At 72.1% G+C, this 25,368-nt stretch carries 21 protein-coding genes; 7 read left to right on the forward strand and 14 right to left on the reverse strand.

Annotated elements, in window-relative coordinates; translation table 11 throughout:
- Positions 1-26 precede the first annotated feature (26 nt).
- Entirely contained in the window at positions 27-809 is a 783-nt protein-coding gene (locus A949_RS0127530; protein ID WP_019359278.1) for an SIR2 family NAD-dependent protein deacylase, read from the reverse strand.
- Between the two features lie 52 nt (positions 810-861).
- Between A949_RS0127530 and A949_RS0127535 the strand changes: the two genes are divergently transcribed.
- The 3 genes from A949_RS0127535 to A949_RS0127545 all read left to right on the forward strand — a co-directional run bounded on the left by A949_RS0127535 (position 862) and on the right by A949_RS0127545 (position 4,478).
- Complete coding sequence (locus A949_RS0127535) at positions 862-1,701, forward strand: inositol monophosphatase family protein (protein ID WP_019359279.1); 840 nt, start codon at positions 862-864, stop codon at positions 1,699-1,701.
- Between the two features lie 35 nt (positions 1,702-1,736).
- Positions 1,737-3,167, forward strand: a complete 1,431-nt coding sequence (locus tag A949_RS0127540) for a phytoene desaturase family protein (protein WP_019359280.1) — start codon at positions 1,737-1,739, stop codon at positions 3,165-3,167.
- A gap of 177 nt (positions 3,168-3,344) precedes the next feature.
- Positions 3,345-4,478: a glycerate kinase gene (locus tag A949_RS0127545; protein ID WP_175488511.1), complete on the forward strand. Its 1,134-nt coding sequence runs from the start codon at positions 3,345-3,347 to the stop codon at positions 4,476-4,478.
- 525 nt (positions 4,479-5,003) lie between these two features.
- On the opposite strand, the gene pssA is transcribed toward A949_RS0127545, so the two are convergent.
- The 10 genes from pssA to A949_RS0127595 form a co-directional block, all read right to left on the reverse strand.
- Positions 5,004-5,924, reverse strand: a complete 921-nt coding sequence (pssA, locus tag A949_RS0127550) for a CDP-diacylglycerol--serine O-phosphatidyltransferase (protein ID WP_019359282.1) — start codon at positions 5,922-5,924, stop codon at positions 5,004-5,006.
- On the reverse strand, positions 5,911-6,603 hold the full coding sequence (locus tag A949_RS0127555; protein ID WP_019359283.1) for a phosphatidylserine decarboxylase: 693 nt from the start codon (positions 6,601-6,603) through the stop codon (positions 5,911-5,913). The genes pssA and A949_RS0127555 overlap by 14 nt, the downstream gene beginning before the upstream one ends.
- A gap of 170 nt (positions 6,604-6,773) precedes the next feature.
- Positions 6,774-7,988 (reverse strand): acyl-CoA dehydrogenase family protein, encoded by a 1,215-nt coding sequence (locus tag A949_RS0127560; RefSeq protein ID WP_019359284.1) that lies wholly within the window; start codon positions 7,986-7,988, stop codon positions 6,774-6,776.
- A 1-nt stretch (position 7,989) separates the two neighbouring features.
- Positions 7,990-8,514, reverse strand: coding sequence for a MaoC family dehydratase (locus tag A949_RS0127565; RefSeq protein ID WP_019359285.1), 525 nt, complete (start codon positions 8,512-8,514; stop codon positions 7,990-7,992).
- A 3-nt stretch (positions 8,515-8,517) separates the two neighbouring features.
- A complete protein-coding gene (locus tag A949_RS0127570; protein WP_019359286.1) occupies positions 8,518-9,489 on the reverse strand; it encodes an HpcH/HpaI aldolase/citrate lyase family protein in 972 nt (323 codons plus the stop codon).
- Positions 9,486-11,585: a protein meaA gene (locus tag A949_RS34790; RefSeq protein WP_051019659.1), complete on the reverse strand. Its 2,100-nt coding sequence runs from the start codon at positions 11,583-11,585 to the stop codon at positions 9,486-9,488. The genes A949_RS0127570 and A949_RS34790 overlap by 4 nt, the downstream gene beginning before the upstream one ends.
- 10 nt (positions 11,586-11,595) lie before the next feature.
- A complete protein-coding gene (ccrA, locus tag A949_RS0127580; protein WP_019359288.1) occupies positions 11,596-12,969 on the reverse strand; it encodes a crotonyl-CoA carboxylase/reductase in 1,374 nt (457 codons plus the stop codon).
- 314 nt (positions 12,970-13,283) lie between these two features.
- Complete coding sequence (locus A949_RS0127585; protein WP_051019660.1) at positions 13,284-14,807, reverse strand: amino acid permease; 1,524 nt, start codon at positions 14,805-14,807, stop codon at positions 13,284-13,286.
- 232 nt (positions 14,808-15,039) lie between these two features.
- Positions 15,040-15,831 carry a TetR family transcriptional regulator gene (locus A949_RS0127590; RefSeq protein ID WP_051019665.1) on the reverse strand — a complete coding sequence of 264 codons (792 nt, stop codon included), beginning with the start codon at positions 15,829-15,831 and terminating at the stop codon, positions 15,040-15,042.
- A 101-nt stretch (positions 15,832-15,932) separates the two neighbouring features.
- Positions 15,933-17,717: a 3-hydroxyacyl-CoA dehydrogenase family protein gene (locus tag A949_RS0127595; RefSeq protein WP_019359291.1), complete on the reverse strand. Its 1,785-nt coding sequence runs from the start codon at positions 17,715-17,717 to the stop codon at positions 15,933-15,935.
- Between the two features lie 359 nt (positions 17,718-18,076).
- Here A949_RS0127595 and A949_RS0127600 point away from each other — a divergent pair, with 359 nt between their 5' ends.
- Entirely contained in the window at positions 18,077-18,661 is a 585-nt protein-coding gene (locus tag A949_RS0127600; protein ID WP_019359292.1) for a HEAT repeat domain-containing protein, read from the forward strand.
- A 101-nt stretch (positions 18,662-18,762) separates the two neighbouring features.
- Here the strand turns inward: A949_RS0127600 and A949_RS0127605 are convergent, their stop codons facing one another.
- A complete protein-coding gene (locus tag A949_RS0127605; RefSeq protein ID WP_019359293.1) occupies positions 18,763-19,347 on the reverse strand; it encodes a GNAT family N-acetyltransferase in 585 nt (194 codons plus the stop codon).
- Between the two features lie 115 nt (positions 19,348-19,462).
- Between A949_RS0127605 and A949_RS0127610 the strand changes: the two genes are divergently transcribed.
- Positions 19,463-20,017, forward strand: coding sequence for a pyridoxamine 5'-phosphate oxidase family protein (locus A949_RS0127610; RefSeq protein WP_019359294.1), 555 nt, complete (start codon positions 19,463-19,465; stop codon positions 20,015-20,017).
- A 96-nt stretch (positions 20,018-20,113) separates the two neighbouring features.
- Here the strand turns inward: A949_RS0127610 and A949_RS0127615 are convergent, their stop codons facing one another.
- Both A949_RS0127615 and A949_RS0127620 read right to left on the reverse strand, forming a co-directional pair.
- On the reverse strand, positions 20,114-20,512 hold the full coding sequence (locus A949_RS0127615; protein ID WP_019359295.1) for a RidA family protein: 399 nt from the start codon (positions 20,510-20,512) through the stop codon (positions 20,114-20,116).
- A gap of 12 nt (positions 20,513-20,524) precedes the next feature.
- Positions 20,525-21,652, reverse strand: coding sequence for an Rv2578c family radical SAM protein (locus A949_RS0127620; protein ID WP_019359296.1), 1,128 nt, complete (start codon positions 21,650-21,652; stop codon positions 20,525-20,527).
- A 172-nt stretch (positions 21,653-21,824) separates the two neighbouring features.
- Here A949_RS0127620 and A949_RS0127625 point away from each other — a divergent pair, with 172 nt between their 5' ends.
- Positions 21,825-22,277, forward strand: coding sequence for an SRPBCC family protein (locus A949_RS0127625; RefSeq protein ID WP_019359297.1), 453 nt, complete (start codon positions 21,825-21,827; stop codon positions 22,275-22,277).
- A 324-nt stretch (positions 22,278-22,601) separates the two neighbouring features.
- Positions 22,602-25,319, forward strand: coding sequence for an MFS transporter (locus A949_RS0127630; protein WP_019359298.1), 2,718 nt, complete (start codon positions 22,602-22,604; stop codon positions 25,317-25,319).
- The last annotated feature ends 49 nt before the right edge of the window (positions 25,320-25,368 follow it).

Below are 25,368 nucleotides of genomic sequence, written 5' to 3' on the forward strand. Positions count from 1 at the left end.
GGTCGCCGGGGCGCGGCGGCCCCGCCTCAGCGGTGCAGCGTGGCCAGCAGCCGGGGCAGAGCGGTGCCGATCGGCTCCCGCACCACCTCGTCAGCGAGCGGGTCGTAGGGCGTGGACTCGGCGTTCACGATGACGAGCCGGGCCCCGTGCTGGGCCGCCAGCCCGGCCAGCGACGCGGCGGGCTGCACCTGGAGACTGGTGCCCACGGCGAGGAAGACGTCGCAGGCCCGGGCCACCGCCACCGCCTCGGCCAGCACCTCCCCGTCGAGCTGCTGCCCGAACATGACCGTGGCCGACTTGAGCACGCCCCCGCACACCTCGCACGGCGGGTCCGGCTCGCCCGCCGCGACCCGCTCCAGCGCCCGCGCCATGGCCGAGCGCGCTCCGCACTCCGTGCACAGCACCGTACGGGCGTTCCCGTGCAGCTCCAGCACCTTGCGGTCCGGAACTCCCGCTGCCTGGTGCAGCCCGTCGACGTTCTGGGTGATGACCCGTACCGCGGTGCCGGAGCGCTCCAGCCGGGCCACCGCCTCGTGCGCCGCGTTGGGGACTGCCTCCCACACCGGGCTCTCGCCGCGCATCCGCCACGAGCGGCGCCGGATGTCGGGGTCCTCCATGTAGGAGTCGTAGGTGACCAGCTTCTCGGCCTCCGGATCGGTGCGCCACACCCCCCGCGGCCCGCGGTAGTCGGGGATGCCCGAGTCGGTGGAGATCCCGGCACCGCTGAGGATCGCCACCAGCGGCGTGCTGACCCCGGGCGCGCCGCCCCCGGGCTCGCCGTTCCGTGGCGTGCTGTCACCTTCGCCCATGCGGCCAGCCTAGTTCGCCTCCGCACCGGCGGACGCGTGCTTCCATGGTGGGGTGATCGACGACGAGCTGACGACAGCGGTGGAACAGGCGGTCCGCGAGGCCGTGGACGCGCAGGTCATGCCGCGCTGGCGGAAGCTCGCCGAGCACGAGATCACCACCAAGACCGGCAGCCACGACCTGGTCACCGTCGCCGACCGGGAGGCGGAGCGGCAACTGGGCGACACACTCCGCCGGTTGCTGCCCGGCTCCGTGGTGGTCGGCGAGGAGGGGGTGCACGCCGACCCGGCCTCCTACACGGCGCTCACCGGCCCGGACCCGGTGTGGATCATCGACCCCGTCGACGGCACGCGCCAGTTCGTCGCGGGCGGCGAGGGCTTCTGCACCATGGTCGCGCTCGCCCACCACGGCGAGACGCTGGCCGGATGGATCCGGGCGCCGGTCCTCGGCCTGGCCGCCACGGTGCGGCGCGGCGGCGGGGTGCTGCTCAACGGGGAGCCGGTGTACGCCGGTTCCCCCGAGGCGGGTGCTCCCCTGCGTGTCGCCGTCTCGCATCCGGACTACACGGACGAGTGGCAGGAGCGCTCGCTGCGCGGGCTGCACACCGCGGGGCTGCAGGTGCGGTCCACCGGCTCGGCGGGGCTGGAGTACCTCGCCATCGCCCGCGGGCGGCTGGACGCCGTCGCCTACACCTGGGAGGCCGCCTGGGACCATGCCGCGGGGCTGCTGGCGGTGGCCGAGGCGGGCGGCGCGGCCAGCACCGTCGAGGGCGTGCCCTTCCGCCTGGCGGGAGGCAACGCGCTGCCGTTCACCGCCGCGCGTGACGCGGACACGACCCGGCGTATGGTGGGGCTGCTGCGGGACAAGAGCGAGGACCGGAGCCGACCCCGCTGACCGGGGTCCGGCGAGTCGGGCGAGGGGAGCCGCAAGTGCCATCGATCCGGGACGCGGTCGTCGTGGGAGCCGGCCCCAACGGGCTGACGGCAGCCGTGGAACTGGCCCGGCGCGGCTTCCGGGTCGAGGTCTTCGAAGCGGGCGGCACCGTCGGCGGCGGGGCCCGTACCGAGGAGCTGACCCTGCCGGGCTTCCGGCACGACCCCTGCTCGGCCGTCCACCCGACCGGCGCCGGGTCACCCGCCTTCGGCTCGATGCCGCTGGAGCGGTACGGGCTGGAGTGGCTGCACCCCGAACTCCCGCTGGCGCACCCGTTCCCGGACGGCACCGCCGCCGTGCTGGCCCGGTCGGTCGGCCAGACGGCGGCCTCCCTCGGCCCGCGCGACGCGGGCGCCTACCGCCGCCTGGTCGGGCCCTATCTCGGCCGGTGGAACACGCTGGCGGAGGACTTCTTCGGCTACGGCTCCGCGTTCAACGGCCGGTTCCCCGCCGACCCGCTCCAGCTCGTGCGGTTCGGACTGACCGGGCTGCAGCCGGTCACCTGGGCCAGGGCGCGCTTCCGGGACGAGAAGGCGCGGGCGCTGCTCGCGGGCATGGCCGGGCATGTCATCGCCCCCCTGAACAACCTGTTCATGACGGCACCGGCCCTGGTCTTCGCGCTCGCCGCGCACGCGGTCGGCTGGCCGTTCCCGCGCGGCGGCTCGCAGGCGATCTCCGACGCGCTGGCCGGGTACCTGCGGGCGCTGGGCGGCACCATCCACACCGGCACCGAGGTCAAGCGCCTGGACGAGCTGCCGCCCGCCCGCGCCTACGTCTTCGACACCTCGCCGACCGCGCTCGCCCGGATCGCCGGGCTGGGCAGCGCCTACGACTCCGTCCGCTACGGCGCCGGCGTCTTCAAGCTCGACTACGCCCTGGACGGGCCCGTGCCGTGGACCTCTCCGGACGCGGCCCGGGCCGGGACGGTGCACATCGGGCCGACCCTGGGGGACATCGACACCGCGCTGCGCGACGCGGTGGTGCGCGGCCGCGCCCCCGAGCGGCCGTTCCTGATCACCGCCCAGCCCAGCCTGACCGATTCCACCCGGGCCCCGGAGGGCAAGCACGTCTTCTGGGCCTACGGCCATCTGCCCAACAACTGGCAGGGGGACGCGACCGAGGCGGTGGAACGCCAGATCGAGCGCTTCGCGCCGGGGTTCCGCGACCGGGTGCTGGCCCGGGCCGCCGCGGGGCCGCCGCAGCTCGCCGCACGCAACGCCAACTACGTCGGCGGCGACATCTCCTGCGGGTCGGCCGCCGGACTGCGGCTGCTGATCCGGCCCAAGCTCAAGCGCGTCCCGTACGAGACCGCGCACCCGTCCGTCTACCTGTGCTCCTCCGCCGCCCCGCCCGGCCCCGGAGTGCACGGGATGGCGGGCCATCACGCCGCCCGGGCCGTGTGGCGCCGCCTCCGCCGGGAGCGGTGAGGCCGGGGACCGTACGCCCTCCGGCCGCGCGGCGCGTAGGGTGCGGGTCGGCGCGTGCGCGGCGGAGGGGACGTGCCCCCGCGGCCATGGCGCCATGGTCGGGGGAGGCGTCGGACAGATAGGGTCCCCAAGGCGCGACTGCCTGTTCGAACAACAGAGAGACCCAGGGGCAGAACCATGACAACGACGGCGCGAACCACATCGGCGCGCGTGCTGATCGCCGCGGACAAGTTCAAGGGATCGCTGACGGCCGTCGAGGTCGCAGAGCATCTCACGGCGGGCATCCGGAAAGCGCGCCCGGAAGTGGACGTCGAAGCTCTGCCCGTGGCCGACGGCGGCGACGGCACCGTCGCGGCGGCGGTCGCCAACGGCTTCACCCGCCACGAGGTCGAGGTGACCGGACCCCTCGGCGCCTCCGTCACGGCCGCCTTCGCGCTCCGCGAGGGCACCGCGGTCGTGGAGATGGCCGAGGCGGCCGGCCTCCAGCACCTGCCGCCCGGGGTCTTCGTGCCGCTGACGGCCACCACCTACGGCGCGGGCGAGCTGCTGCTGGCCGCCGTCGAAGCGGGCGCGACCACGATCATCTTCGGCGTCGGCGGCTCCGCGACCACCGACGGCGGTGCCGGGATGCTCGACGCGCTGGGTGCCCGGCTGCTCGACGAGGACGGCGACTCCATCCCGTGGGGCGGCGGTGGACTGCGCGAACTCGTCTCCGCCGATCTGTCCGGTATGGACCCGCGGCTGAAGAACGTCGAGGTCGTCCTGGCCAGCGACGTCGACAACCCGCTGACGGGCCCGAAGGGCGCCGCCGCCGTCTACGGCCCGCAGAAGGGCGCCACGGACGAGGACGTGAAGCTGCTGGACGCCGCGCTCGCCCACTTCGCCGAGACCCTCGGTGAGCAGGACGCCGCCGCCTCGCCCGGGGCCGGAGCAGCGGGCGGCATCGGGTTCGGCGCGCTCGTCGGACTGCGCGCCCGGTTCCGGCCCGGCATCGAGATCCTGATGGAGGAGCTCGGCGTCGAGGCCGCCATCGGCCGGGCCTCCCTGGTGATCACCGGGGAGGGCTCGCTGGACGAGCAGACGCTGCACGGGAAGGCACCCGCCGGTGTCGCCGCCGCGGCGCGCGACGCGGGGAAGCCGGTGGTCGCCGTCTGCGGCCGGGTCGCCATCGGGAAGAAGGAGCTGGCCGCCGCCGGAATCGAGAAGGCGTACGCGCTCACCGACCTCGAGTCCGATGTCGAGCGCTGCATCGCCGAGGCCGGGTCCCTGCTGGAGACCCTCGGCGAACGCCTCGCGGCCGACCGCCTGTAGCGCGGCAGCGGAGGCCGGCGCCCGGGCGGCAGCGTCCTGGCGGGGGCCGGGGACCGCTGCCGGTGTCATCGCCGGGTGGGGCACCGGGAGCCTCGCCGACCGGTCCCCGGAGTCCTTGCCGTCTCCGGAAGGGGCTGCTGCGGCATTCCGGGTCCGCAGTCGCCCCCGGGGCGGTCGCGGGCTGCCGGGGGCTGCCGGTGCCCCGGTCGGCGCGCTCCCGCAGGGCCGCGCGGCGCCCCGGCGTGCCCGGTCCCGCCCGGGGGCCGCGCAAACGTCCCTCCCGAGGCGCTCCTACGCCCTCCGGAGGGCGTAGAAGGCCCGCAGACGAGTCCCCGGCCGTCCCAAGCGCTGGCAAGGGCCCCGGGTCGCCTCCGGAGCCCGAGGAGGCCCGAGAGGACACGGGAAGGCCCGGCATACGAGTGAGGGGCCCTGCACACGCGTGAGGGGCCCGCCACGTCTCGTGGCGGGCCCCTCATTGGCGTCGTCCCTCGGGAAGGGGCCCTGTCAGCCCCGGGCGGCGGCCGGTCAGCCCTGCGCGGCGGCCCGCGCTTCGCGGCGGTTGTCGCGGAAGGCGTTGACCCGGCGCGCGGTCGCGAACAGCGGAATCACCGCGCCGAGGACGACCTGGAGGGCGCAGCCGGTCTGCAGGAGCAGCTCGCCTCCGGGGGCGTCGAACGCCCAGGAGGCCAGCAGCCCCATGCTCAGCACGATCCAGCACAGCATGGCCACCGCGAGCCGGCCCCGCGGCTTGGGGTACTCGACGCGGCTGACCATCAGCCAGGCGACGCCGAGGATGCCGAGCGCCGTCGGCACGAAGGGCAGCTCCAGCAGCACCACGGAGACGACGGTCAGGGCGCCGAACGGCCCCGGCATGCCCTGGAACATTCCGTTCCGCATGGGCACGCAGGAGAACCGCGCAAGCCGCAGCACCACCGCCAGCAGGACCACGATCGCGGCCACCATGGAGATCCGCTGGTGCGCGTCGTCGGCCACCATGCCCCAGACGGCGACGAAGTAGGCCGGTGCCAGTCCGAAGCTGATCAGGTCGGAGAGGTTGTCCAGCTCGGCGCCCATGGCCGAGCTGCGCAGCTTGCGCGCGACCAGGCCGTCGAACAGGTCGAAGACGGCGGCCATCAGCATCAGCACCACGGCGGTGGCGGCGCTGTGCCGGGCCATGCCGCCGTCCTCGCTGCCCGTCAGATGCGGGATGAGGACGCCGGTGGTGGTGAAGTAGACCGCCATGAAGCCGCAGGTCGCGTTGCCCAGCGTGAGGGTGTCCGCGATGGACAGCCGGGTCGAGAGCGGCATCTCGTCGTCGGCGTCGTCCGCGTAGTCGTCGTCGGCGTACTCAGCGTACTCGGCGTAGTTCGGATAGCCGTCGCGGTCCGCGGAGCGCTCGGCTCCGGGGGCCCAGGCCGCCTGGGCGTCGGGATCAATCACGGTCAAGGCGAGTCACCCCCGCTGTCGTGGTCTGACCGACCTCCACGGCCGTCTCGACACCCTTGGGAAGGTAGACGTCCACGCGGGAGCCGAACCTGATCAGCCCGAGGCGCTCACCCTGCTCCACCTTGGCGCCGCTGGGCACGTACGGAACGATCCGCCGGGCCACTGCGCCGGCGATCTGGACCATCTCGATGTCGCCCAGCTCGGTCTCGAAGTGCCAGACGACGCGCTCGTTGTTCTCGCTCTCCTTGTTGAACGCCGGAACGAAGCCGCCGGGGATGTGCTCGACGGACGTCACCGTGCCCGCGAGCGGGGCGCGGTTGACGTGGACGTTCAGCGGGCTCATGAAGATGGCGACGCGGGTGCGGCCGTCCTGCCACGGCATGATGCTCTGCACCACGCCGTCGGCCGGGGAGATCACCCGGCCCTGGCCGATCTCCCGCTCCGGGTCCCGGAAGAACCACAGCATCCCGGCGGCGAGCGCCGTCGCGGGTACGGCGACCAGCGCGGCGCGCTTCGACCTGCGGGCGCGCGCCAGGCTGAGGGCCGCCGTCGCGACGGTCGGCGCGAGCCACGGCGAGGCGCCGCGCGCGAGGCGGACCCGGGGTCCGTGCGAGGTGCCGGATCCGGCCGACCCGGACGAGGGAGAGCCGCTGGGTGTGGTGGATGGGCTGTGGGGCATGAATGACCTTCGTAGCGGAGGGAGCCGCGTAGGTGACAGGGGGACGGCGGCTTTCCCGGGATGCTATCGGTTTCTGATGGCAACTGGGCAAGCCAGCCAGCCAGTCCGTGGCCGATGTCCCGGTTCGGGGTGTGATCTTGAAAGTCAAGAAAACACCCCGAAAAGGACATTCAGCCCTGGCTGCGATACTCCTCCAGGAGCCGTCGACCCACGATCATTTTCTGGATCTCCGCGGTTCCTTCGCCGATCAGGAGCATCGGCGCCTCCCGGTAGAGTCGCTCGATCTCGTATTCCTTGCTGAAACCGTACCCGCCGTGGATGCGGAAGGCGTCCTCCACGACCTCCTTGCAGTACTCGGAGGCGAGATATTTCGCCATTCCCGCTTCCAGGTCGTTGCGTTGGCCGGAGTCCTTCTTGCGCGCGGCACCCACCATCAGGGCGTGCGCCGCCTCGACCTTCGTGGCCATGTCGGCCAGTTTGAACTGAATGGCCTGATGCCCGGCGATGGGCTTCCCAAACGTGTGGCGCTGCTGTGCGTAGTCGATACCGAGCTCGAAAGCACGCTGTGCGACTCCGCAGCCACGCGCCGCGACATTCACCCGGCCGACTTCCACCCCGTCCATCATCTGGTAGAAGCCGCGCCCGGTGGTGCCGCCGAGCACCCGGTCGGCCGGAACGCGCAGGTCGTCCATGATCAGCTCGGTGGTGTCGACGCCCTTGTAGCCCATTTTGTCGATCTTGCCGGGGACGGTGAGCCCGGGCTTGACCTGGCCGAAACCGGGCTCCTTCTCCACCAGGAACGTCGTCATCGACTTGTGTGGAGCGGTTCCCTCCGGATGGCCCTCGTCCGTCCGGCACAGCACCGCCACCAGGGTGGCGGAGCCCCCGTTGGTCAGCCACATCTTCTGGCCGTTCAGCAGGAAGTCCCCGGAACCGTCCGCTGCGGGCGACCCCTTCGAGGTGATGGCCGAGACATCCGAGCCCAGCCCCGGCTCCGACATCGAGAAGGCGCCGCGGATCTCACCGGTGGCCATCCTCGGCAGGAAGTGGTCCTTCTGCTCCTGCGTCCCGTGCTGCTTGAGCATGTAGGCCACGATGAAGTGCGTGTTGATGATGCCCGACACGCTCATCCAGCCGCGGGCGATCTCCTCGACGCACAGCGCGTAGGTGAGCAGCGACTCACCCAGCCCGCCGTACTCCTCGGGGATCATCAGACCGAAGATCCCCAGCTCCTTGAGCCCCTCCACGATCTCGGTGGGGTACTCGTCCTTGTGCTCCAGCTCCGTGGCGACGGGCAGGATCTCCTTGTCGACGAAGCTGCGCACCGTCGAGAGGATCTCCCGCTGTATCTCCGTCAGACCCTCGGTCTGCGCCAGCCGGCCCATCTCACCTACCGCCCTTCGGCGCCGGCTCCCGCAGCTCGGGGCGGCCCGGCTGCTCCCCGCCGCGCTCGTTGACGTACGTCTCGGTGGGCACCATCACCTTGCGCCGGAAGACGCAGACCAGGGTGCCGTCCTGCTTGTAGCCCTTGGTCTCGACGTGCACGATCCCGCGGTCGTGCTTCGACCTGGACGGCGTCTTGTCCAGCACCGTCGTCTCGCCGTAGACCGTGTCGCCGTGGAAGGTCGGAGCCACGTGCCTGAGCGACTCGATCTCCAGGTTGGCGATGGCCTTCCCCGACACGTCCGGTACCGACATCCCCAGCAGCAGCGAGTAGATGTAGTTGCCCACCACCACGTTCCGGCCGAAGTCGGTGGTCGACTCGGCGTAGTGGCTGTCCAGGTGCAGCGGATGGTGGTTCATGGTCAGCAGGCAGAACATGTGGTCGTCGTACTCGGTGACCGTCTTGCCCGGCCAGTGCTTGTAGACGTCGCCGACCGTGAATTCCTCGTAGGTACGTCCGAACTGCATGGCTCAGCCCTCCGGAGGGGTGAAGGAAGTAGTGCGCCGCATGCCCGCCGCGCGGCCCTTGCCGGAGACGACCAGCGCCATCTTGCGGCTGGCCTCGTCGATCATCTCGTCGCCGAGCATCGCCGAACCCTTCTTGCCGCCGGCCTCGGAGGTGCAGTACTCGTACGCGTCCAGGATCATCTCCGCGTGGTCGTAGTCCTCCTGGGAGGGCGAGAAGATCTCGTTGGACGCCTCGACCTGGCCCGGGTGCAGCACCCACTTGCCGTCGAAGCCGAGCGCCGCGGCCCGCCGGGCCACCTCCCGGTAGCCGTCCACGTCGCGGATCTGCAGATAGGGCCCGTCGATCGCCTGGAGGTCGTGGGTGCGGGCCGCCATCAGGATCCGCATCAGGATGTAGTGATAGGCGTCGGCCGGGTAGCCGGGCGGCTGCTCGCCCACGACCAGCGACTTCATGTTGATGGACGCCATGAAGTCGGCCGGCCCGAAGACGATGGTCTCCATCCGCGGCGAGGCCGCGGCGATCTCGTCGACGTTCACCAGGCCCTTGGCGTTCTCGATCTGCGCCTCGATGCCGATCCGGCCGACCTCCAGGCCGACCGTCTTCTCGATCTGCGTCAGCAGCATGTCCAGCGCCTGCACCTGCGCCGCGTCCTGCACCTTGGGCAGCATCACGCAGTCCAGGTTGGCGCCGGCGCCCTCCACGACGGTCACCACGTCGCGGTAGGTCCACTCCGTGGTCCAGTCGTTGACCCGCACGACGCGGGTCTTGCCGCTCCAGTCGCCCTCGTTGAGGAACTTCACGATGGTGTGCCGGGCCTCCGGCTTGGCCAGCGGGGCGCAGGCGTCCTCCAGATCCAGGAAGACCTGGTCGGCGGGGAGGCCCTGGGCCTTCTCCAGGAACCGCGGGTTGCTGCCCGGCACCGCCAGGCAGGAACGGCGCGGGCGGAGCGCTCGCTGCCGGTTGTCGCTGTTCACGGGGTGACCTCCAGTGGTTCTCGCTGATCGCGCTCACCGCGCTCGTCGCGCGCTCGGAGCTTGTGCTGACTGCGGATCTCGTCGACGATACGGCCGATGATCCCGGTGATCCCGAAGTCCTTCGGGGTGAAGACGGCGGCGACTCCCGCCTCGCACAGCGCCCGCGCGTCCGCCGACGGGATGATCCCGCCCACGACCACGGGGACGTCTGCCGCGCCCGCCTTCCGCATCCGCTCCAGTACGTCCGGCACCAGCTCGGCGTGCGACCCGGAGAGGATGGACAGGCCCACGCAGTGCACGTCCTCGGCGAGGGCCGCCGCGACGATCTCCTCCGGCGTGAGCCTGATGCCTTGGTAGACCACCTCGAAGCCCGCGTCCCGGGCCCGCACGGCGATCTGCTCGGCGCCGTTGCTGTGGCCGTCCAGCCCCGGCTTGCCCACCAGCAGCCGCAGCTTGCCGACCCCCAGCTCCGCCGCGGTGTCCGCCGCCTTCCGCCGCACCGCGGCCAGCTCCGAGCCCTCCTCGGCGCTCACGGCGGCCGGCGCCGAGCTCACCCCGGTCGGTGCCCGGAACTCGCCGAACACCTCGCGCAGCGCACCCGCCCACTCCCCGGTGGTGACCCCGGCGCGGGCGCACTCCAGGGTGGCCTCCATCAGATTGGTGTCCCCGGCGGCTGCCTCCCGCAGTGCGGCGAGGGCCTGCCGCGCGCTGGGGTGGAGGCCAGGCTCCCGGTTTCCCTCGCGCCAGAACGGCTCGTCCCGGGTCTCCCGCCAGCGCTTGACCGCCGCCACGGTGGCCGCCTCGCCGGCCGGGTCCACCGTCAGGATCGCGGTGTCCAGGTCCGCGGTGAGCGGGCTCGGCTCGGTGGACTCGTAGCAGTTGACGCCGACGATCTTCTCCTCGCCCGACTCGATCCGGGCGCGGCGCTCCGCGTGCGAGGCGACGAGCTGCGACTTGAGGTAGCCGGACTCGACGGCGGCCATCGCCCCGCCCATCTCCTCGATCCGGGCCATCTCGGCCAGCGACTGCTCGACCAGGCTGTCCACCTCCGCCTCGATCACGTGCGAGCCGGCGAAGATGTCGTCGTACTCCAGCAGGTCGCTCTCGTGCGCCAGCACCTGCTGGACCCGCAGTGACCACTGCTGGTCCCAGGGGCGGGGCAGGCCCAGCGCCTCGTTCCAGGCGGGCAGCTGCACGGCGCGGGCCCTGGCGTCCTTGGAGAGGGTCACGGCCAGCATCTCCAGCACGATGCGCTGGACGTTGTTCTCGGGCTGCGCCTCGGTCAGCCCCAGCGAGTTGACCTGCACTCCGTACCGGAAGCGGCGCTGCTTGGGGTCGGTGATGCCGTAGCGCTCGCTGGTGACGCGGTCCCAGATGCGGGTGAAGGCCCGCATCTTGCACATCTCCTCGACGAACCGGACGCCCGCGTTCACGAAGAACGAGATCCGCGCCACGACCCGCCCGAACTCCTCGGCCGGCACCTGCCCGCTGTCCCGGACGGCGTCCAGCACCGCGATCGCCGTGGCCATCGCGTAGGAGATCTCCTGCACCGGTGTGGCTCCGGCCTCCTGCAGGTGGTAGCTGCAGATGTTGACCGGGTTCCACTTGGGCAGCCGGGCCACCGTGTAGGCGATCATGTCGGTGGTCAGCCGCAGCGAGGGCACCGGCGGGAAGACGTGCGTCCCGCGGGAGAGGTACTCCTTGACGATGTCGTTCTGCGTGGTGCCCTGGAGCTGCGACACGTCGGCGCCCTGCTCCTCCGCGACCACCTGGTAGAGCGCCAGCAGCCACATGGCGGTGGCGTTGATGGTCATGGAGGTGTTGGTCTTCTCCAGCGGGATGCCGTCGAAGAGCCTGCGCATGTCGCCCAGGTGGGAGACCGGGACCCCGACCCGGCCGACCTCGCCGCGGGCGAGCACGTGGTCGGGGTCGTATCCGGTCTGGGTGGGCAGGTCGAAGGCGACGGACAGCCCGGTCTGGCCCTTGGCGAGGTTGCGCCGGTACAGCTCGTTGGACGCCTCGGCCGTGGAGTGCCCGGCGTAGGTCCGCATCAGCCAGGGCCGGTCGCGCTTCCTGGGCTCCCGTTCATCAGTCATCGCGGGGGCCTCACGCGTTCCGGCTGTGCCCGTCGGTCCGCCCGCCTTCGGCGTCGCGGAAGGTGTTGATGGCGTCCAGGTGCCGGGCCCGCTTCTCGTGGTCGCGCACACCCAGCCCCTCCTCGGGCGCCAGCGCGAGGACGCCGACCTTGCCCTGGTGCAGGTTGCGGTGCACGTCGTAGGCCGCCTGGCCGGTCTCCTCCAGCGGGTAGCTCTTGGAGAGCGTGGGGTGGATCCTGCCCTTGGCTATCAGCCGGTTGGCCTCCCACGCCTCGCGGTAGTTGGCGAAGTGCGAGCCGATGATCCGCTTCAGCGACATCCACAGGTACCGGTTGTCGTAGCTGTGCTCGTAGCCGGAGGTGGAGGCGCAGGTGACGATGGTGCCGCCCTTGCGGGTGACGTAGACACTCGCGCCGAAGGTCTCCCGCCCCGGGTGCTCGAAGACGATGTCCACGTCCTCGCCGCCGGTCAGTTCGCGGATGCGCTTGCCGAAGCGCTTCCACTCCTTGGGGTCCTGGTTGTGCTCGTCTTTCCAGAACCGGTAGCCCTCGGCCTTGCGGTCGATGATGGCCTCGGCGCCCATCCGGCGGCAGATCTCGGCCTTGTCCTCGCTGGAGACCACGCAGATCGGGTTCGCGCCGCCGGCCAGCGCGAACTGGGTGGCGTACGAGCCCAGTCCGCCGCTGGCCCCCCAGATGAGGACGTTGTCGCCCTGCTTCATCCCGGCGCCGTTGCGGGAGACGAGCTGCCGGTAGGCGGTGGAGTTGACCAGGCCGGGGGCGGCTGCCTCCTCCCAGCTCAGATGGGCCGGCTTGGGCATCAGCTGGTTGGACTTGACCAGCGCGATCTCGGCGAGTCCGCCGAAGTTGGTCTCGAAGCCCCAGATCCGCTGCTGCGGGTCGAGCATCGTGTCGTTGTGCCCGTCGGCCGACTCCAGTTCGACGGAGAGGCAGTGCGCGACCACCTCGTCGCCCGGCTTCCAGGAGTTGACCCCCACGCCGGTGCGCAGCACGACGCCCGCCAGGTCGGAGCCGATGATGTGGTACGGCAGGTCGTGCCGCTTCGCCAGCGGCGAGACGCGGCCGTAGCGCTCCAGGAACCCGAAGGTGGACAGCGGCTCGAAGATCGAGGTCCAGACCGAGTTGTAGTTGACCGAGGAGGCCATCACGGCCACCAGGGCCTCGCCCGGGCCCAGTTCGGGCACGGGCACCTCGTCCAGGTGCAGCGACTTGCGCGGGTCCTTGTCCCGGGCCTCCAGCCCTTCGAACATTCCGGCCTCGTCCTTGTGGACGGTCACGGCCCGGTAGGACTCGGGCAGTGGCAGGGCGGCGAAGTCGTCCGGCGAGGTGTCGGACGCGAGGATCGCGTCGAGGATCTGGTTCACGGTATGCCTCCGGCGAAGCGTGGAGCGTGGCGTGGGGCCGCCTCCGGCTGCGGCCGGAGGAGCCCGTCGGGGGACGTCGGTGGTGAGGCAGCGCCGTCGGTTCGGCTGTTGCTGGTGCGCGAGGGTGCCGCGCGGTCGCTCGTGACGCCGAGCGGTCCGGGGCACACGGTTTCGGCCGCGGGGACAGCGCCCGGACTGCTGCCAACGTATGACACCCAGTGCCAGCACACAAGACACCGCGTGCCGTGAATTCTCACATGGCGTGGATCGTTCTCATCTGAGCGATGATCGATCAAATACGCCTGCCTTGCAGGTCAGGGCACCTGATGCGCCGACGGCTCGGCTCCCTTCCGCACCCGGCTGCGGCGCCGCCCGTACCCCGCGTAGAGCACGGCCCCCAGTGCCATCCACGCCGCGAACCGGGCCCAGGTCTCCGAGGGCAGGTTCAGCATCAGCCACAGCGAGGTCAGCACCGAGGCGATCGGCAGTGCGGGCACCAGCGGGGTGCGGAAGGCACGTGGCAGATCCGGCCTGGTGCGCCGCAGGATGATCACCCCCACCGCCACGACCACGAAGGCGAAGAGCGTCCCGATGTTCACCAGTTCGGCCAGCTCCGTGAGGCGGATGAAACCCGCCGCGACGGCGACGAGCACCCCCAGCAGCACCGTCGACCGGTAGGGCGTGCCGAACCGCGGGTGCACCCGGGCGAACAGCGGCGGCAGCAGCCGGTCCCGGCTCATCGCGAAGAACACCCGGGACTGGCCCAGCAGCAGGATCATGCACACCGTCGTCAGTCCCACGGCCGCACCGAAACTGATCAGCCCCGCCCAGAACGGCTCGCCGACGGCCTTGAACGCGTCGGCCAGCGGAGCGTCCACGGTCAGCTCGGTGTATTTGCGCATCCCGGTGACCACGATCGAGACCGCGATGTACAGCACCGTGCAGACGATCAGCGAGCCCAGGATGCCGCGCGGCATGTCGCGCTGCGGATTGCGGGTCTCCTCGGCCGTCGTGGCCACCACGTCGAAGCCGATGAACGCGAAGAAGACGACAGCGGCGCCGGTGAAGATGCCCATCACGCCGAACGTGGTGGGCGCGTAGCCGGACATCACCTGGATCAGCGGTGTCGCGAACCCGGAGGTGGAGTCCGCGGTTCCCTGCGCGGGCGGAATGAAGGGGTCGTAGTTCTCGGCCGTGACGAAGAACGCCCCGGCGACGATCACCAGCAGCACCACCCCCACCTTGATCGTCACAACGATGGAGGTGACCCGGGCCGACAGCTTCATACCGACCGTCAGGATGCCCGTCAGCAGCAGGACCAGGGCGCAGGCCAGCAGGTCGAAGCCGAAGCCGTCGGTGTCGCTGGTGCCCGAGAGCCAGTCGGGAAGCCGCCAGCCGATGCTGTCCAGCAGCGACCGCACGTATCCCGACCAGCCGACCGCCACCACCGCGCAGCCCAGCGCCAGTTCCAGCACCAGGTCCCAGCCGATGATCCAGGCGGGCAGCTCGCCCAGCGAGGCGTACGCGAAGGTGTAGGCCGAGCCGGCCACCGGCACCGTGGAGGCGAACTCCGCATAGCACAGCGCGGCCAGGGTGCACACCACTCCCGCGGCCGCGAAGGAGATGGCCACCGCCGGACCGGACGTCGTCCTGGCGACCTGGCCCGTCAGCACGAAGATACCGGTGCCGATGATCACACCGACCCCGAGGACCGTCAGGTCGCGCGCCGACAGCGAGCGGGGCAGCCCCTGCTCGGGGTCGTCCGTGTCGATGATCGACTCTTCGACGGACTTGGTCCGCAACCACTGCCTGGGGCTCTTCTCCCCGCCTGGCGCCATCGACACTGCCGCACCTCCACGTCGCCTTCGCGCCATGGTTTCCACTCGGCGGCCCGGCGGCGGGTACGCGCGGCGGGGCACGGGTGCAATTCACCCGACTCCCTCGCCCACGGGCCGGGGCCTGGCGACCATGGACGCGCCGGTGCGGAACCCCTCTCCGGGAGTGACGCCCGGCCGGAGCCGGCCCCCATCGGAGCCGCCCCGGGCCCGGATCCGCGGCGCGGGCGGCCGGTCAGTCCCGGGAGAGCGCGCGTTCGATGGTGGACATGATCTCGCCGAGGGGCGCGTCGGTGCGGGCGACGGTCACCAGTACCTCGTCCCGGCGCGCCACGGATGCCGCGGGCTGCTCGCCGGAGGGCCGGTGCGCGCCGAAACCGGTGCCGAACGTCCGCCGTACGATCGCGAAGGCGTGGTCGAGCTGCGTCATCACGTCGCCCTCGGCGCCCGAGCGCAGCCACCGCCGCAGCACATGGTTGTGCGCGGTGACCACCGCCGAGGCGGCCACCTCCGCGAGCAGCGGCTCGTCGTACCCGCTGACGCCGTCGCGGTGCGCCTCCTCGTCGAAATGGCCCAGCAGATAGCGGGTGAACAGCCGCTCGTACCGCGCCACCGAGGCGATCTCCCGCTCCCGCAGCGCGGGCACCTCGCGGGTGAGTTTGTACCGCTCGACGCTGCCCTTGGGGGAGGCGGCGTACATCTTCATGACTTCCTTGATGCCCCGGCACACCGTGTCCAGCGGGTGCTCGTGCGCGGGCGCGGCCTCCAGCACGGCCTGCGCGCGCACGAGGGTGTCGTCGTGGTCCGGGAAGATCGCCTCTTCCTTGGAGCGGAAGTGCCGGAAGAACGTGCGCCGGGCCACTCCCGCGGTGGCCGCGATCTCATCCACCGTGGTGGCCTCGTAACCCTTCGTGGCGAAGAGCTCCGTGGCGGCGGCGGCCAACTCACGGCGCACCCTCAGCCGCTGGGTGGCGGCGCCGCTCGCACGCTGGCCGGTCGTACGGGAGTTCTTCTCGGGCTCTGGCATGTGGTGAACGCTACACGCCGTGACGGGGTCGGGGGGCGGGCCGTGGGGCAGGCCGCCGGCCGACGGCTCCAACAGCCCGCCCCACCCGGCGATACCGCCGGTCACCGGCGTGCGTACTCGCGGAAGCCGCGCCCCGTCTTCCTGCCCAGACAGCCCGCGGCGACCAAGTGCTCCAGCAGCGGCGCGGGCGCCAGCCCGGGATCGCGGAACTCCTCGTGCAGCACCCGCTCGATCGCCAGCGAGACGTCCAGACCCACCACGTCCAGCAGCTCGAAGGGTCCCATCGGATAGCCCCCGCCGAGCTTCATCGCCGCGTCGATGTCGTCCAGCGAGGCGTAGTGCTCCTCGACCATCTTCACGGCGTTGTTCAGGTAGGGGAAGAGCAGCGCGTTGACGATGAAGCCCGCGCGGTCGCCGCAGTCCACCGGGTGCTTGCGGACCTTCCGGCACACCTCGCGGACGGTGGTGTGGGCCTGCGGGTCGGTCAGCACCGTGCTGACCACCTCGACCAGCTTCATGGCCGGCGCCGGGTTGAAGAAGTGCATCCCGATCACGTCCTGCGGCCGGGCCGTGGCGCGGGCGCAGGCCACCACGGGCAGCGAGGAGGTGGTGGTGGCCAGCACCGCCCCCTGCTTGCAGACCGCGTCCAGCCGCTCGAACAACCGCCGTTTGACCTCCAGGTCCTCGGCCACCGCTTCGACCACCAGGTCGGCCTCGCCCAGCGCGTCCAGCGAACCGGCCGGGGTGATCAGCGCCAGTGCGGTGTCCCGGTCCTCGGCCGTCATCCGGCCCTTGCGGACCGAGCGCTCCAGTGACCGGGCGACGCGCTCCTTGGCGGTCGCCGCCTTCTGCTCGCTGCGCGCCGCCAGCACCGTCGGGTAGCCGGCCTTGGCGAAGACCTCCGCGATACCCCCGGCCATCGTTCCCGAACCCACGACACCCACCGCCGCGACGGCACGGCCCGGCGCGCGCTCGGCCGCCGCGTCGGGGGTGAGCGCGTCGGGCAGCACCTTTGAGCTGCCGGGCGCCGCGTAGGTGTAGAAGCCGCGGCCCGCCTTGCGGCCGGTCAGCCCTGCCTCGCTCAACTGCCGCAGGATCGGCGCGGGAGCGTGCAGCCGGTCGTGCGACTGCTCGTACATCGCCGCCAGCACGGTGCGTGCGGTGTCGATCCCGATCAGATCGAGGAGGGCCAGCGGGCCCATCGGCAGACCGCATCCCAGCTGCATGGCGGAGTCGATGTCCTCGCGGGTGGCGTAGCGGGACTCGTACATCGCGGCGGCCTGGTTCAGATATCCGAACAGCAGCCCGTCGGCGACGAACCCGGGACGGTCACCGACCGCGATGGGATCCTTGCCCAGATCCCGGGCCAGCTCGGTGACCGCGGTGATCGCCTGCGGCGAGGTGAGCACCGAGGAGACGATCTCCACGAGCTTCATGGCGGGCGCCGGATTGAAGAAGTGCAGCCCCAGCACGCGTTCGGGCCGGTCGGAGTCGGCCGCCAGCCGCGTCACCGACAGCGCGTTGGTGCCGGTGGCCAGGACGGTGTCCGGCTTGACGACGGTGTCCAGCTCGGCGAACACCTGGCACTTGGTGTCGTAGTCCTCCGGCACCACCTCGATGACCAGGTCCGCCTCGGCAGCCGCCGCGACACCGGTGAAGGTGCGGAACCGCGCCAGCACGTCCCGGCGCTCGCTCTGCGTCATCCGCTCGCGCTCCACCGAGCGCGCCGTGGAGGACTCCAGTGCGGCGACGGCGTGCCGAGCGGCTGCTTCGTTCGTGTCGATGCCGATGACCTCACGCCCGGCGCGGGCGAGAATATCGGCGATGCCGGTACCCATCGTGCCGAGGCCGACGACGGCGATCGTGCGCAGCGGAGGACGGTCCATCAGGGGACTCCAGAGGGTGTGACACTGGCCCCTACAGGGGCACGGGTGATGAGGGTGAGGGTTTCGTGCACTACCGGGCGCGTGGGCGTACGTACGCGCGGGGCAGGGGAGTTACCGGTCACGCCCCGCTGCGCGGCCCTGTCCCGGGGCCCGGTCACGAGGCGGTCCGTACGGCTCCGACGCGCTCCTGCGCGTGCCGGGTCCGCTGCCGAACCGACGTCACTCTCGGCGGCTGCGTCACCAAACCGCCTGAGCGGGGATACCGCTCTGATGAGCACCTTAACTCGTGGGTAACCATAAAGCCAGGGGTAGGAACACTTCCACCGCTGGGGAACTCAGCATGTGAAGGGGGAGCCGGAGTGGCCGACGCGTTCCGAACGCTGATCGACCGTGTGCGGCCCGAGGCCGAGCCCGTCGAGTACGCACGCCTGGTCACGCTGGCCAGGCAGCGCAGCACGGAGGCGCGCGACCAGCTCGCCGCCGTCCTCGTGGAGAGCGAACGGCCCCTGTGGGCCCGCGAGATCGCGGCCTTCGCACTGGGCAGCGCGGGGGACCGGAGGGCCTTCGAGACCCTCGTCTTCATGCTCAACTACCGGGACCCGGTGTGCTGCGCCAGCGCCGCCCAGGCCCTGGAACGGCTGCGCGACCCCCGCACGGCCAAAGCCGCGGCGGCCCTGGCCACCAACGAACTGCGCACCGCCTACGCGCTCTACCCGGTCCGGCTGCTGACGGCGCTGCGCGCCCCGGAGTCGGTGCCCACCCTGATCAATGTGCTCCAGCGCCTCCTGATCGGGCCCCTGCACTACTGGCCGATCGCCGAGGCGTGCGTCGTCGGCCTCGGCGCCCTGGGCGACAAGCGCGCCATCCCCGTACTCGAAGCCGCCGCCCGGCACCACCGGCTGTCCCCCTCCGCCAAGGCGGCGCTGGCACGGATCCCCGGCTGAGCCGCCGCGGGGCGGGACCGGACCCCGCTCCGGCCGGCTGTGTCCCCGGCGGCCCCGGTGTCCCCGGCGCCCGGCGGCCCGGACCGTCGCGGACGGCACACCTACCCGTGGTCCCGTCGTCCGGGCCCCGCTTCCGGCTCCCGGCCCCCGCCGAGGACGGTGAGGTAGCGCACCTCGGGGACCTTCGCACCCCCCACCTCGAACGCCGAGGTGAGCCCGTCCGCGGCGAAGCCTGCCCGCTCGTAGAAGCGGCGCGCACGGGAGTTGCCCTCCAGCACCCACAGGAACATCCGCGGGCAGCCCCGTGCGACGGCGTCCTCCAGCACCGCCGCCATGAGCAGCCGGCCCACCCCGGTGCCGATGTGGTCCGGGTGGACGTACAGCGCGTAGAGCTCCTCGTCACCGCCGGGCGGCCCGGGGCGCGGGGTGTCGCCATGGGTGCGCCGGGGCCCGGCCGCCGCCCATCCCGTGACCTGCCCGCCTCCGGCTCCGTCCGCGGCCATTAGGTTCCGCACCACTCCGCGGCCGGCCGTGAAGAAGCGCCGCCGCCGCGCCGCCTCCGCCGCAGGTGACATCGCGTCCAGATACGGTTGCGGCACCAGCCCCCGGTACGCGCTCCGCCAACCGCGCACCCGCACCTCCGCCACGGCTTCGATGTCGTCCTCGGTCATCTCCCGTACATACATGTGCCGAGGGTGCTCCCACGGCCCCCGGGGCCGCACCGCCTTTTCCCGCCGCCTCATTCCGCCCGCCGTCGAATACCCGACAGCTGATGTCCGGTTGCCTCGCCAGAGTGGGCGCATGACGACGACACACACCGCCACGGAAGCCTCCTCCGGTCCCGGTACGAGCTGGGCCGTATTCGAACAGGCGGAGCCCGGTCTCGCGAGTACCGTGCGCCGGCGGTTCGGGCAGTACCGCCACCACGTCCTGGCCACCCTGCGCGCCGACGGCTCGCCACGGCTGACCGGGCTGGAAGCGGACTTCCGGGAGGGCGAGCTGTGGCTGGGGATGATGCCGAACTCGCGGAAAGCCCTCGATCTGCGGCGCGACCCGCGCTTCGCGCTCTTCGCCAACCCCGGTTCCGGGACGGGGATGGGCGGGGGAGACGTCCGGGTCTCCGGGCGCGCGGAGGAGGTGACGGATCCGGCCGGACTCGCCCGCTGGGCCGCCGGTGCACCGGACGGAGAGCTGCCCGCAGCGTTCCACCTCTTCCGGGCGGTGGTTGCGGAGGTCGTGCACATCACCGTCGAGAGCGAGGAGATGCTCCTCCGTACCTGGCGCCCCGGGCGGCGGTCGCGCACCGTCAGGCGCGGCGACGACGACGCCCCGCCGCGCGTGGAACCGGCCGGTTGATGTCGCCGCAGCCTGTTGGCGCTCCGCACCGGTGCTCCGGCGCCCGGTCGTCCGCGCCCGGCGCGCGGGCGTGCCCGTGCGCCCGGCGCGGACGGGTCAGGACGAGGACACGGCGAGCGCCTCGATCTCGATGAGCAGTTCCGGCCGTACGAGCCCGGTGACCTGCACGGCGCTGCACGCGGGGAGCCGCCCGGGGTCGAGGTACCGGTCGCGCACGGTGCGCAGTGCGGGCATGACGGCCAGGTCGGTCACGAAGAAGGTGAACTTCACGACGTCGCCGAAGCCGGCTCCGGCCGCCTCCAGGCAGCGCCGCAGATTGCCGAACACCTGCTCCGCCTGTGCCTCGGGGTCGCCCGCACCGACGACCTCGCCGTCCGCGTCGAGCGCCACCTGGCCGGAGACGGCGATGAACCTGCCCTCTCCGAGGACGACATGGCTGTAGCCGTTCCCGGGCGCGAGGCCCTCGGGGGCGGTGATGTGGGTGAGCGATGACATCCCGGCATGCTCTCAGAGCAGGGTGAGCTGAGTGCAGCGGTTTTCCACCGCCGGCTCCCCGGGGGCGTCCCCGCTGCCGTCGCCGTCGCCGTCGCCGTCGCCGTCGCCGTCGCCGTCGCCGTCCCCGCCACTGCCGCCGTCCGCCGGAGCGGGCGGCCCCGTCCGCCGGGCGGTGCCGGGGCCCGCGGGGCCCACACCGTACTCGGCGGCGAGTTCGTGCACCTGCCGGGTGATGCGGCGCTGATACCACTTGGGCGCGTACGCACCGTCCGCGTAGAGCGCCTCGTAGTGCCGCACCAGCCGCGGGTGGTGCTGGTGCAGCCAGCGGAAGTACCACTCGCGCGCCCCGGGCCGCAGGTGCAGCGCGAGCGGTGTGACGGAGGTCGCCCCGGCGGCGGCCAGCGCCCGCACCGTGGTCCGGAGCTGTGCGGGGGAGTCGCCGAGGAAGGGGATCACCGGTGCCATCAGCACCCCGCACGGGATGCCGTGCTCCGTGAGCCGCCGTACGACATCCAGCCGCCGCTGCGGTGCCGGGGTGCCCGGCTCGACGGTGCGCCACAGTTCCTCGTCGGTGAATCCGACCGACACCGAGACGCCGACGTCCGTGACAGCCGCGGCCGAGCGCAGCAGGTCGAGGTCGCGCAGGACGAGGGTGCCCTTGGTGAGCAGGGAGAAGGGGTTGGCGTGGTCGCGCAGGGCCGTGAGGATGCCCGGCATCAACCGGTACCGCCCCTCGGCCCGCTGGTAGCAGTCCACGTTCGTGCCCATGGCGATGTGCTGGCCCCGCCAGCGGGGGCTGCTGAGTTCCTTCCGCAGCAGTTCGGGTGCGTTCACCTTGACCACGATCTGGGTGTCGAAACCCTCGCCGGGGTCGAGGTCCAGGTAGCTGTGGGTCCGGCGGGCGAAGCAGTAGACGCAGGCGTGCGAGCAGCCGCGGTAGGGGTTCACCGTCCATTCGAACGGCATGCGCGAGGCGCCGGGCACCTTGTTCACCAGGGTGCGGGCCCGGATCTCGTGGAAGGTCATCCCCCGGAACTCGGGGGTGTCGAAGGTGCGGCGGGTGACGGCGGAAGCGCCGAAGAGGGCGGGCGCCGCGTCCCGGCTGTGCTCGTCGGTGTCCTTGAGCTCGTCCCAGCGCATGCGCGGCCTCCTCGGTGGTGGTGTCGCGTCCTTCTTGCTCCACTGTCGCTCTCCCCGGTCCCAGAATAGAACACGCGTTCGTACGGAAAGTGTCAAGCTCGATTTGGGGAGCCGACCCGGGGGTGATTGGCTGGCCACCCCGATCACAGGCCGTCCAGTCACAGGAGGAGTCATGGCGCAGGTCGAAGCGACCACGCAGCGGGAGATCGCGGCCGGACCCGACGAGGTGTTCGACGCGCTCGCCGACTACAGCGGGACCCGGGCCGAACTGCTCCCCGCCCCCTTCAGCGAGTACGAGGTCAAGGAGGGCGGCGACGGCGAGGGCACGCTCGTGCACTGGAAGCTCCAGGCGACCAGCAAGCGCGTCCGGGACTGCCTGCTCGACGTCACCGAGCCCGCCGACGGGGAGTTGGTGGAGACCGACCGCAACTCCTCGATGGTGACCACCTGGCGGGTGACCCCCGGCAGCGGGGAGAAGACCGCCCGGGTCACGGTGACCACGGTCTGGAACGGCGCGGGCGGCATCGGCGGCTTCTTCGAGCGGACCTTCGCGCCCAAGGGGCTCGCCCGCATCTACGACGACGTCCTCCAGCGGCTGGCCGCCAGGACGGAGCAGGGCGGCTGACCTCCGCCGTCCCGGAAAGACGCGCGGCGCGCCCTCACTGGATCGGGTGGTTTCCGGTGGGGGTGCCGCTGCCGCAGGCGGCGGCCCGCCGCGGGGAAAACCCCTGATCGGCAGCCCGACAGGCGCCCCGGGCAACCGAATTGAGTCCCATCCGTCCCACGGCGCGCACCTGAACCGTGCTTGAACGCGCTTGTCGTGCAATGCGAGAAATACTCCCCCAGAAGCAGCGGCAAGGGGAGTGGGATGGGCGGTACCGGCGGGGCGACCCTCGACACCAGGGGTGACGGAAACCCCGTAACCGGCAGGGGACTTCATCCCGGGCCCGTGGCCGCCGCGGCTCCGGCCGCGGTCGAGGTCACCGTGGAACTGCCCGGCCGGGCGGAGGCCCCGGCAGCGGCGACGCCGGTGGCGGCGCCCGCGCCGGGCCCCGCCGACCCGCTGACGAGCCCGGGCGCCGCCCGGTCCGGGGTCGTTCCGGCGGAGTACGAACCGATGCGCTCCGACGTGCCGGGGCCCGGAGCGGTCCCGTCCGCCGCCTCCCAGCCCGGGTGCGGCCCGCACGACCTCCGGGCGGCGTACCCGGCACAGCGGATCCCGCAGGATGCCGCGTCGGCCGCCGCGGCACAGGACGCAGCGTGGGCCGGAACCCAGGACGTCGCGCAGGGCGCCGCCGGGCAGGAGGCCGCGGCGCCGGACGGCGGCCCGCCGCAGACGCCGCTGTCACCGCGCCGCCTCCGGCTCGTCTTCGGCGCGCTGATGCTGGCCATGCTGCTGGCCGCGCTCGAACAGACCATCGTGGCCACGGCGCTGCCCAAGATCGTGGGCGAACTCGACGGCCTGCGCCGGATGTCCTGGGCCGTCACCGCCTACCTCCTGGCCGCGACCATCGTGCTGCCCGTCTACGGCAAGCTCGGCGACCTCTTCGGCCGCAAGGGCCTCTTCCTCTTCGCCATCGGCGTCTTCACCGTCGGCTCGGCCCTGGCCGGATGGTCCGGTTCCATGGAGGAGCTGATCGTCTACCGCGCCGTGCAGGGCACCGGAGCCGGCGGACTGATGATCGGAGTGCAGGCGATCATCGCGGACGTCGTACCGGCCCGCGACCGCGGCCGCTACATGGGCCTGATCGGCGCCGCCTTCGGGCTCGCCTCGGTGGCCGGGCCGCTGCTGGGCGGCTGGTTCACCGACGACCTGTCCTGGCGCTGGTGCTTCTGGTTCAACGTACCGGTGGGCCTGCTCACCCTCCTGGTGACCTCGCTCGCCCTCACCCTGCCCAGGCCCCGGGCGCGACCCCGGCTCGACATCCTCGGTGCGCTGCTGATGGCGGCCTTCTCCACCTGCCTGGTCCTGCTCACCAGTTGGGGCGGCACGACCTACGACTGGGGCGACCGCGTCATCCTCGGTCTGGCCGCCGGTGCGCTGGTCAGCGGCGGGCTCTTCCTCGTCGCCGAGCACTACGCACCCGAACCCGTGCTTCCGCTGCGACTGTTCCGGGACTCCGTCTTCAACGTCACCGGTCTGGTGGGCGCGGCCATCGGCATCGCGCTCTTCGGCGCCGCCAGCTACCTGCCCAGCTTCCTGCAGATGGTCGAGGGCGTCAGCGCCACGACCTCGGGGCTGCTGATGCTGCCGCTGATGTCCGGGGTCGTCGTCTCCTCCCTGCTCTCCGGCCAGCTCATCACCCGCACCGGGCACTACAAGATCTTCCCCGTGCTGGGCTGCGCCCTCTCCGCGGAAGGGATGTGGCTGCTCTCCAAACTGGACGCGGACACCTCGCGCCAGATGTTCGGCATCTGGTCGGGCATCCTCGGCCTGGGGATCGGCTTCGTGCTGCCCGTGCTGGTGCTGGCCGTGCAGAACTCGGTCCGATCCACCGACATCGGCGCGGCCACCAGCGCCAACAACTACTTCCGGCAGATCGGCGGCAGCATCGGTGCCGCACTGTTCGGCACCCTGCTCGCGCACCGGCTCGCGGACGCGCTCGCCCGGAAGCTCCCCAGCGACCAGGGCGCGTTGCCCGACCCCGACTCCCTGACTCCGCAACTCGTGCGCGCACTGCCCGCACCGCTGCGCGACGGCTATGTCGAGGCGTACGCGGAAGCGATGCCGCGGATCTTCCTCTACCTCGTTCCGGTGCTCGTCCTCGGGCTGGCACTGTCCCTCTTCCTCAAGGAGAAACCACTCGTGTCCCAGCACACGTCCGTGCCCCCGGCTCGCAGCGCCGAAGCACCCGCAGCACCCGCGCCCGACGGGGCCGCGCCGCAGCCGCAGCCTGCGCCCTACGCCGCCGGTGTCCCGGTCTGCGGTGCCGTGCGGCACCACGACGGAACCGCGGTACCCCGCGCGGCGCTCACCCTGGTGGACACCGCCGGGCGGCAGATCGGGCGGGGGGCCACCGGCGACGACGGGCGGTACGCGCTGAGCACCCCCGGCGAGGGCTCCTACGTACTGATCGCTTCGGCGGGCGGGCACCAGCCGCGCGCGGTCAGCGTGAGTGTGGGCGAACGGCCCGTCGACCTCGATGTGGTGCTCGGCGGGGCGGGCCGGCTGGCGGGCAGTGTGCTGACCGCCGACGGCAACCCCGTCAAGGACGCCATCGTCACGCTCACCGACGTGCGCGGCGAGGTCGTCGCCACCACCCGCAGCAGCCGGGAGGGCGGCTACGTCATCTCCGAACTCGTCGCCGGCGAGTACACGCTGGCGGCCAGCGCCCCCGTCTACCGACCCGCCGCCCTCCCGGTCTCCGTACAGGCGTCCCGCGAGACCCGGCAGGACGTCGAACTCGCCGGTGGCGCCGTGCTCCGCGGCACCGTCCGGGCCTCCGGCGGGCGTCCCGTGGAGGACGCGCGGGTCACCCTGCTGGACGCCGCCGGAAACGTCGTCGACACCGCGACGACCGGTGCCGACGGCATCTTCCGCTTCGTCGACCTGGCCTCGGGCGAGTACACGGTGGTGGCTGCGGGTTATCCGCCGGTCGCGACCGTGCTGCAGATCGCGGGTGGCGGGCGCACCGAACGCGACCTGCAACTGGGCCACGAGGACTGACCCTCCGGACGGTCCGGGGCCCCCGGGCGGACCGGGCCGGCCGGGCGGG

This window comes from Streptomyces sp. AA1529 (genome assembly GCF_000280905.1).
In the GTDB taxonomy this organism is placed as follows: domain Bacteria; phylum Actinomycetota; class Actinomycetes; order Streptomycetales; family Streptomycetaceae; genus Streptomyces.

Coding starts and splice junctions, on each gene's coding strand:
- A949_RS0127530 (WP_019359278.1), bottom strand. CDS start 809: ATGGGCGAAGGTGACAGCACGCCACGGAACGGCGAGCCCGGGGGCGGC.
- A949_RS0127545 (WP_175488511.1), top strand. CDS start 3,345: ATGACAACGACGGCGCGAACCACATCGGCGCGCGTGCTGATCGCCGCG.
- A949_RS0127555 (WP_019359283.1), bottom strand. CDS start 6,603: ATGCCCCACAGCCCATCCACCACACCCAGCGGCTCTCCCTCGTCCGGG.
- A949_RS0127560 (WP_019359284.1), bottom strand. CDS start 7,988: ATGGGCCGGCTGGCGCAGACCGAGGGTCTGACGGAGATACAGCGGGAG.
- A949_RS0127565 (WP_019359285.1), bottom strand. CDS start 8,514: ATGCAGTTCGGACGTACCTACGAGGAATTCACGGTCGGCGACGTCTAC.
- A949_RS34790 (WP_051019659.1), bottom strand. CDS start 11,585: ATGACTGATGAACGGGAGCCCAGGAAGCGCGACCGGCCCTGGCTGATG.
- A949_RS0127585 (WP_051019660.1), bottom strand. CDS start 14,807: ATGGCGCCAGGCGGGGAGAAGAGCCCCAGGCAGTGGTTGCGGACCAAG.
- A949_RS0127590 (WP_051019665.1), bottom strand. CDS start 15,831: ATGCCAGAGCCCGAGAAGAACTCCCGTACGACCGGCCAGCGTGCGAGC.
- A949_RS0127595 (WP_019359291.1), bottom strand. CDS start 17,717: ATGGACCGTCCTCCGCTGCGCACGATCGCCGTCGTCGGCCTCGGCACG.
- A949_RS0127605 (WP_019359293.1), bottom strand. CDS start 19,347: ATGTATGTACGGGAGATGACCGAGGACGACATCGAAGCCGTGGCGGAG.
- A949_RS0127610 (WP_019359294.1), top strand. CDS start 19,463: ATGACGACGACACACACCGCCACGGAAGCCTCCTCCGGTCCCGGTACG.
- A949_RS0127615 (WP_019359295.1), bottom strand. CDS start 20,512: ATGTCATCGCTCACCCACATCACCGCCCCCGAGGGCCTCGCGCCCGGG.
- A949_RS0127620 (WP_019359296.1), bottom strand. CDS start 21,652: ATGCGCTGGGACGAGCTCAAGGACACCGACGAGCACAGCCGGGACGCG.
- A949_RS0127625 (WP_019359297.1), top strand. CDS start 21,825: ATGGCGCAGGTCGAAGCGACCACGCAGCGGGAGATCGCGGCCGGACCC.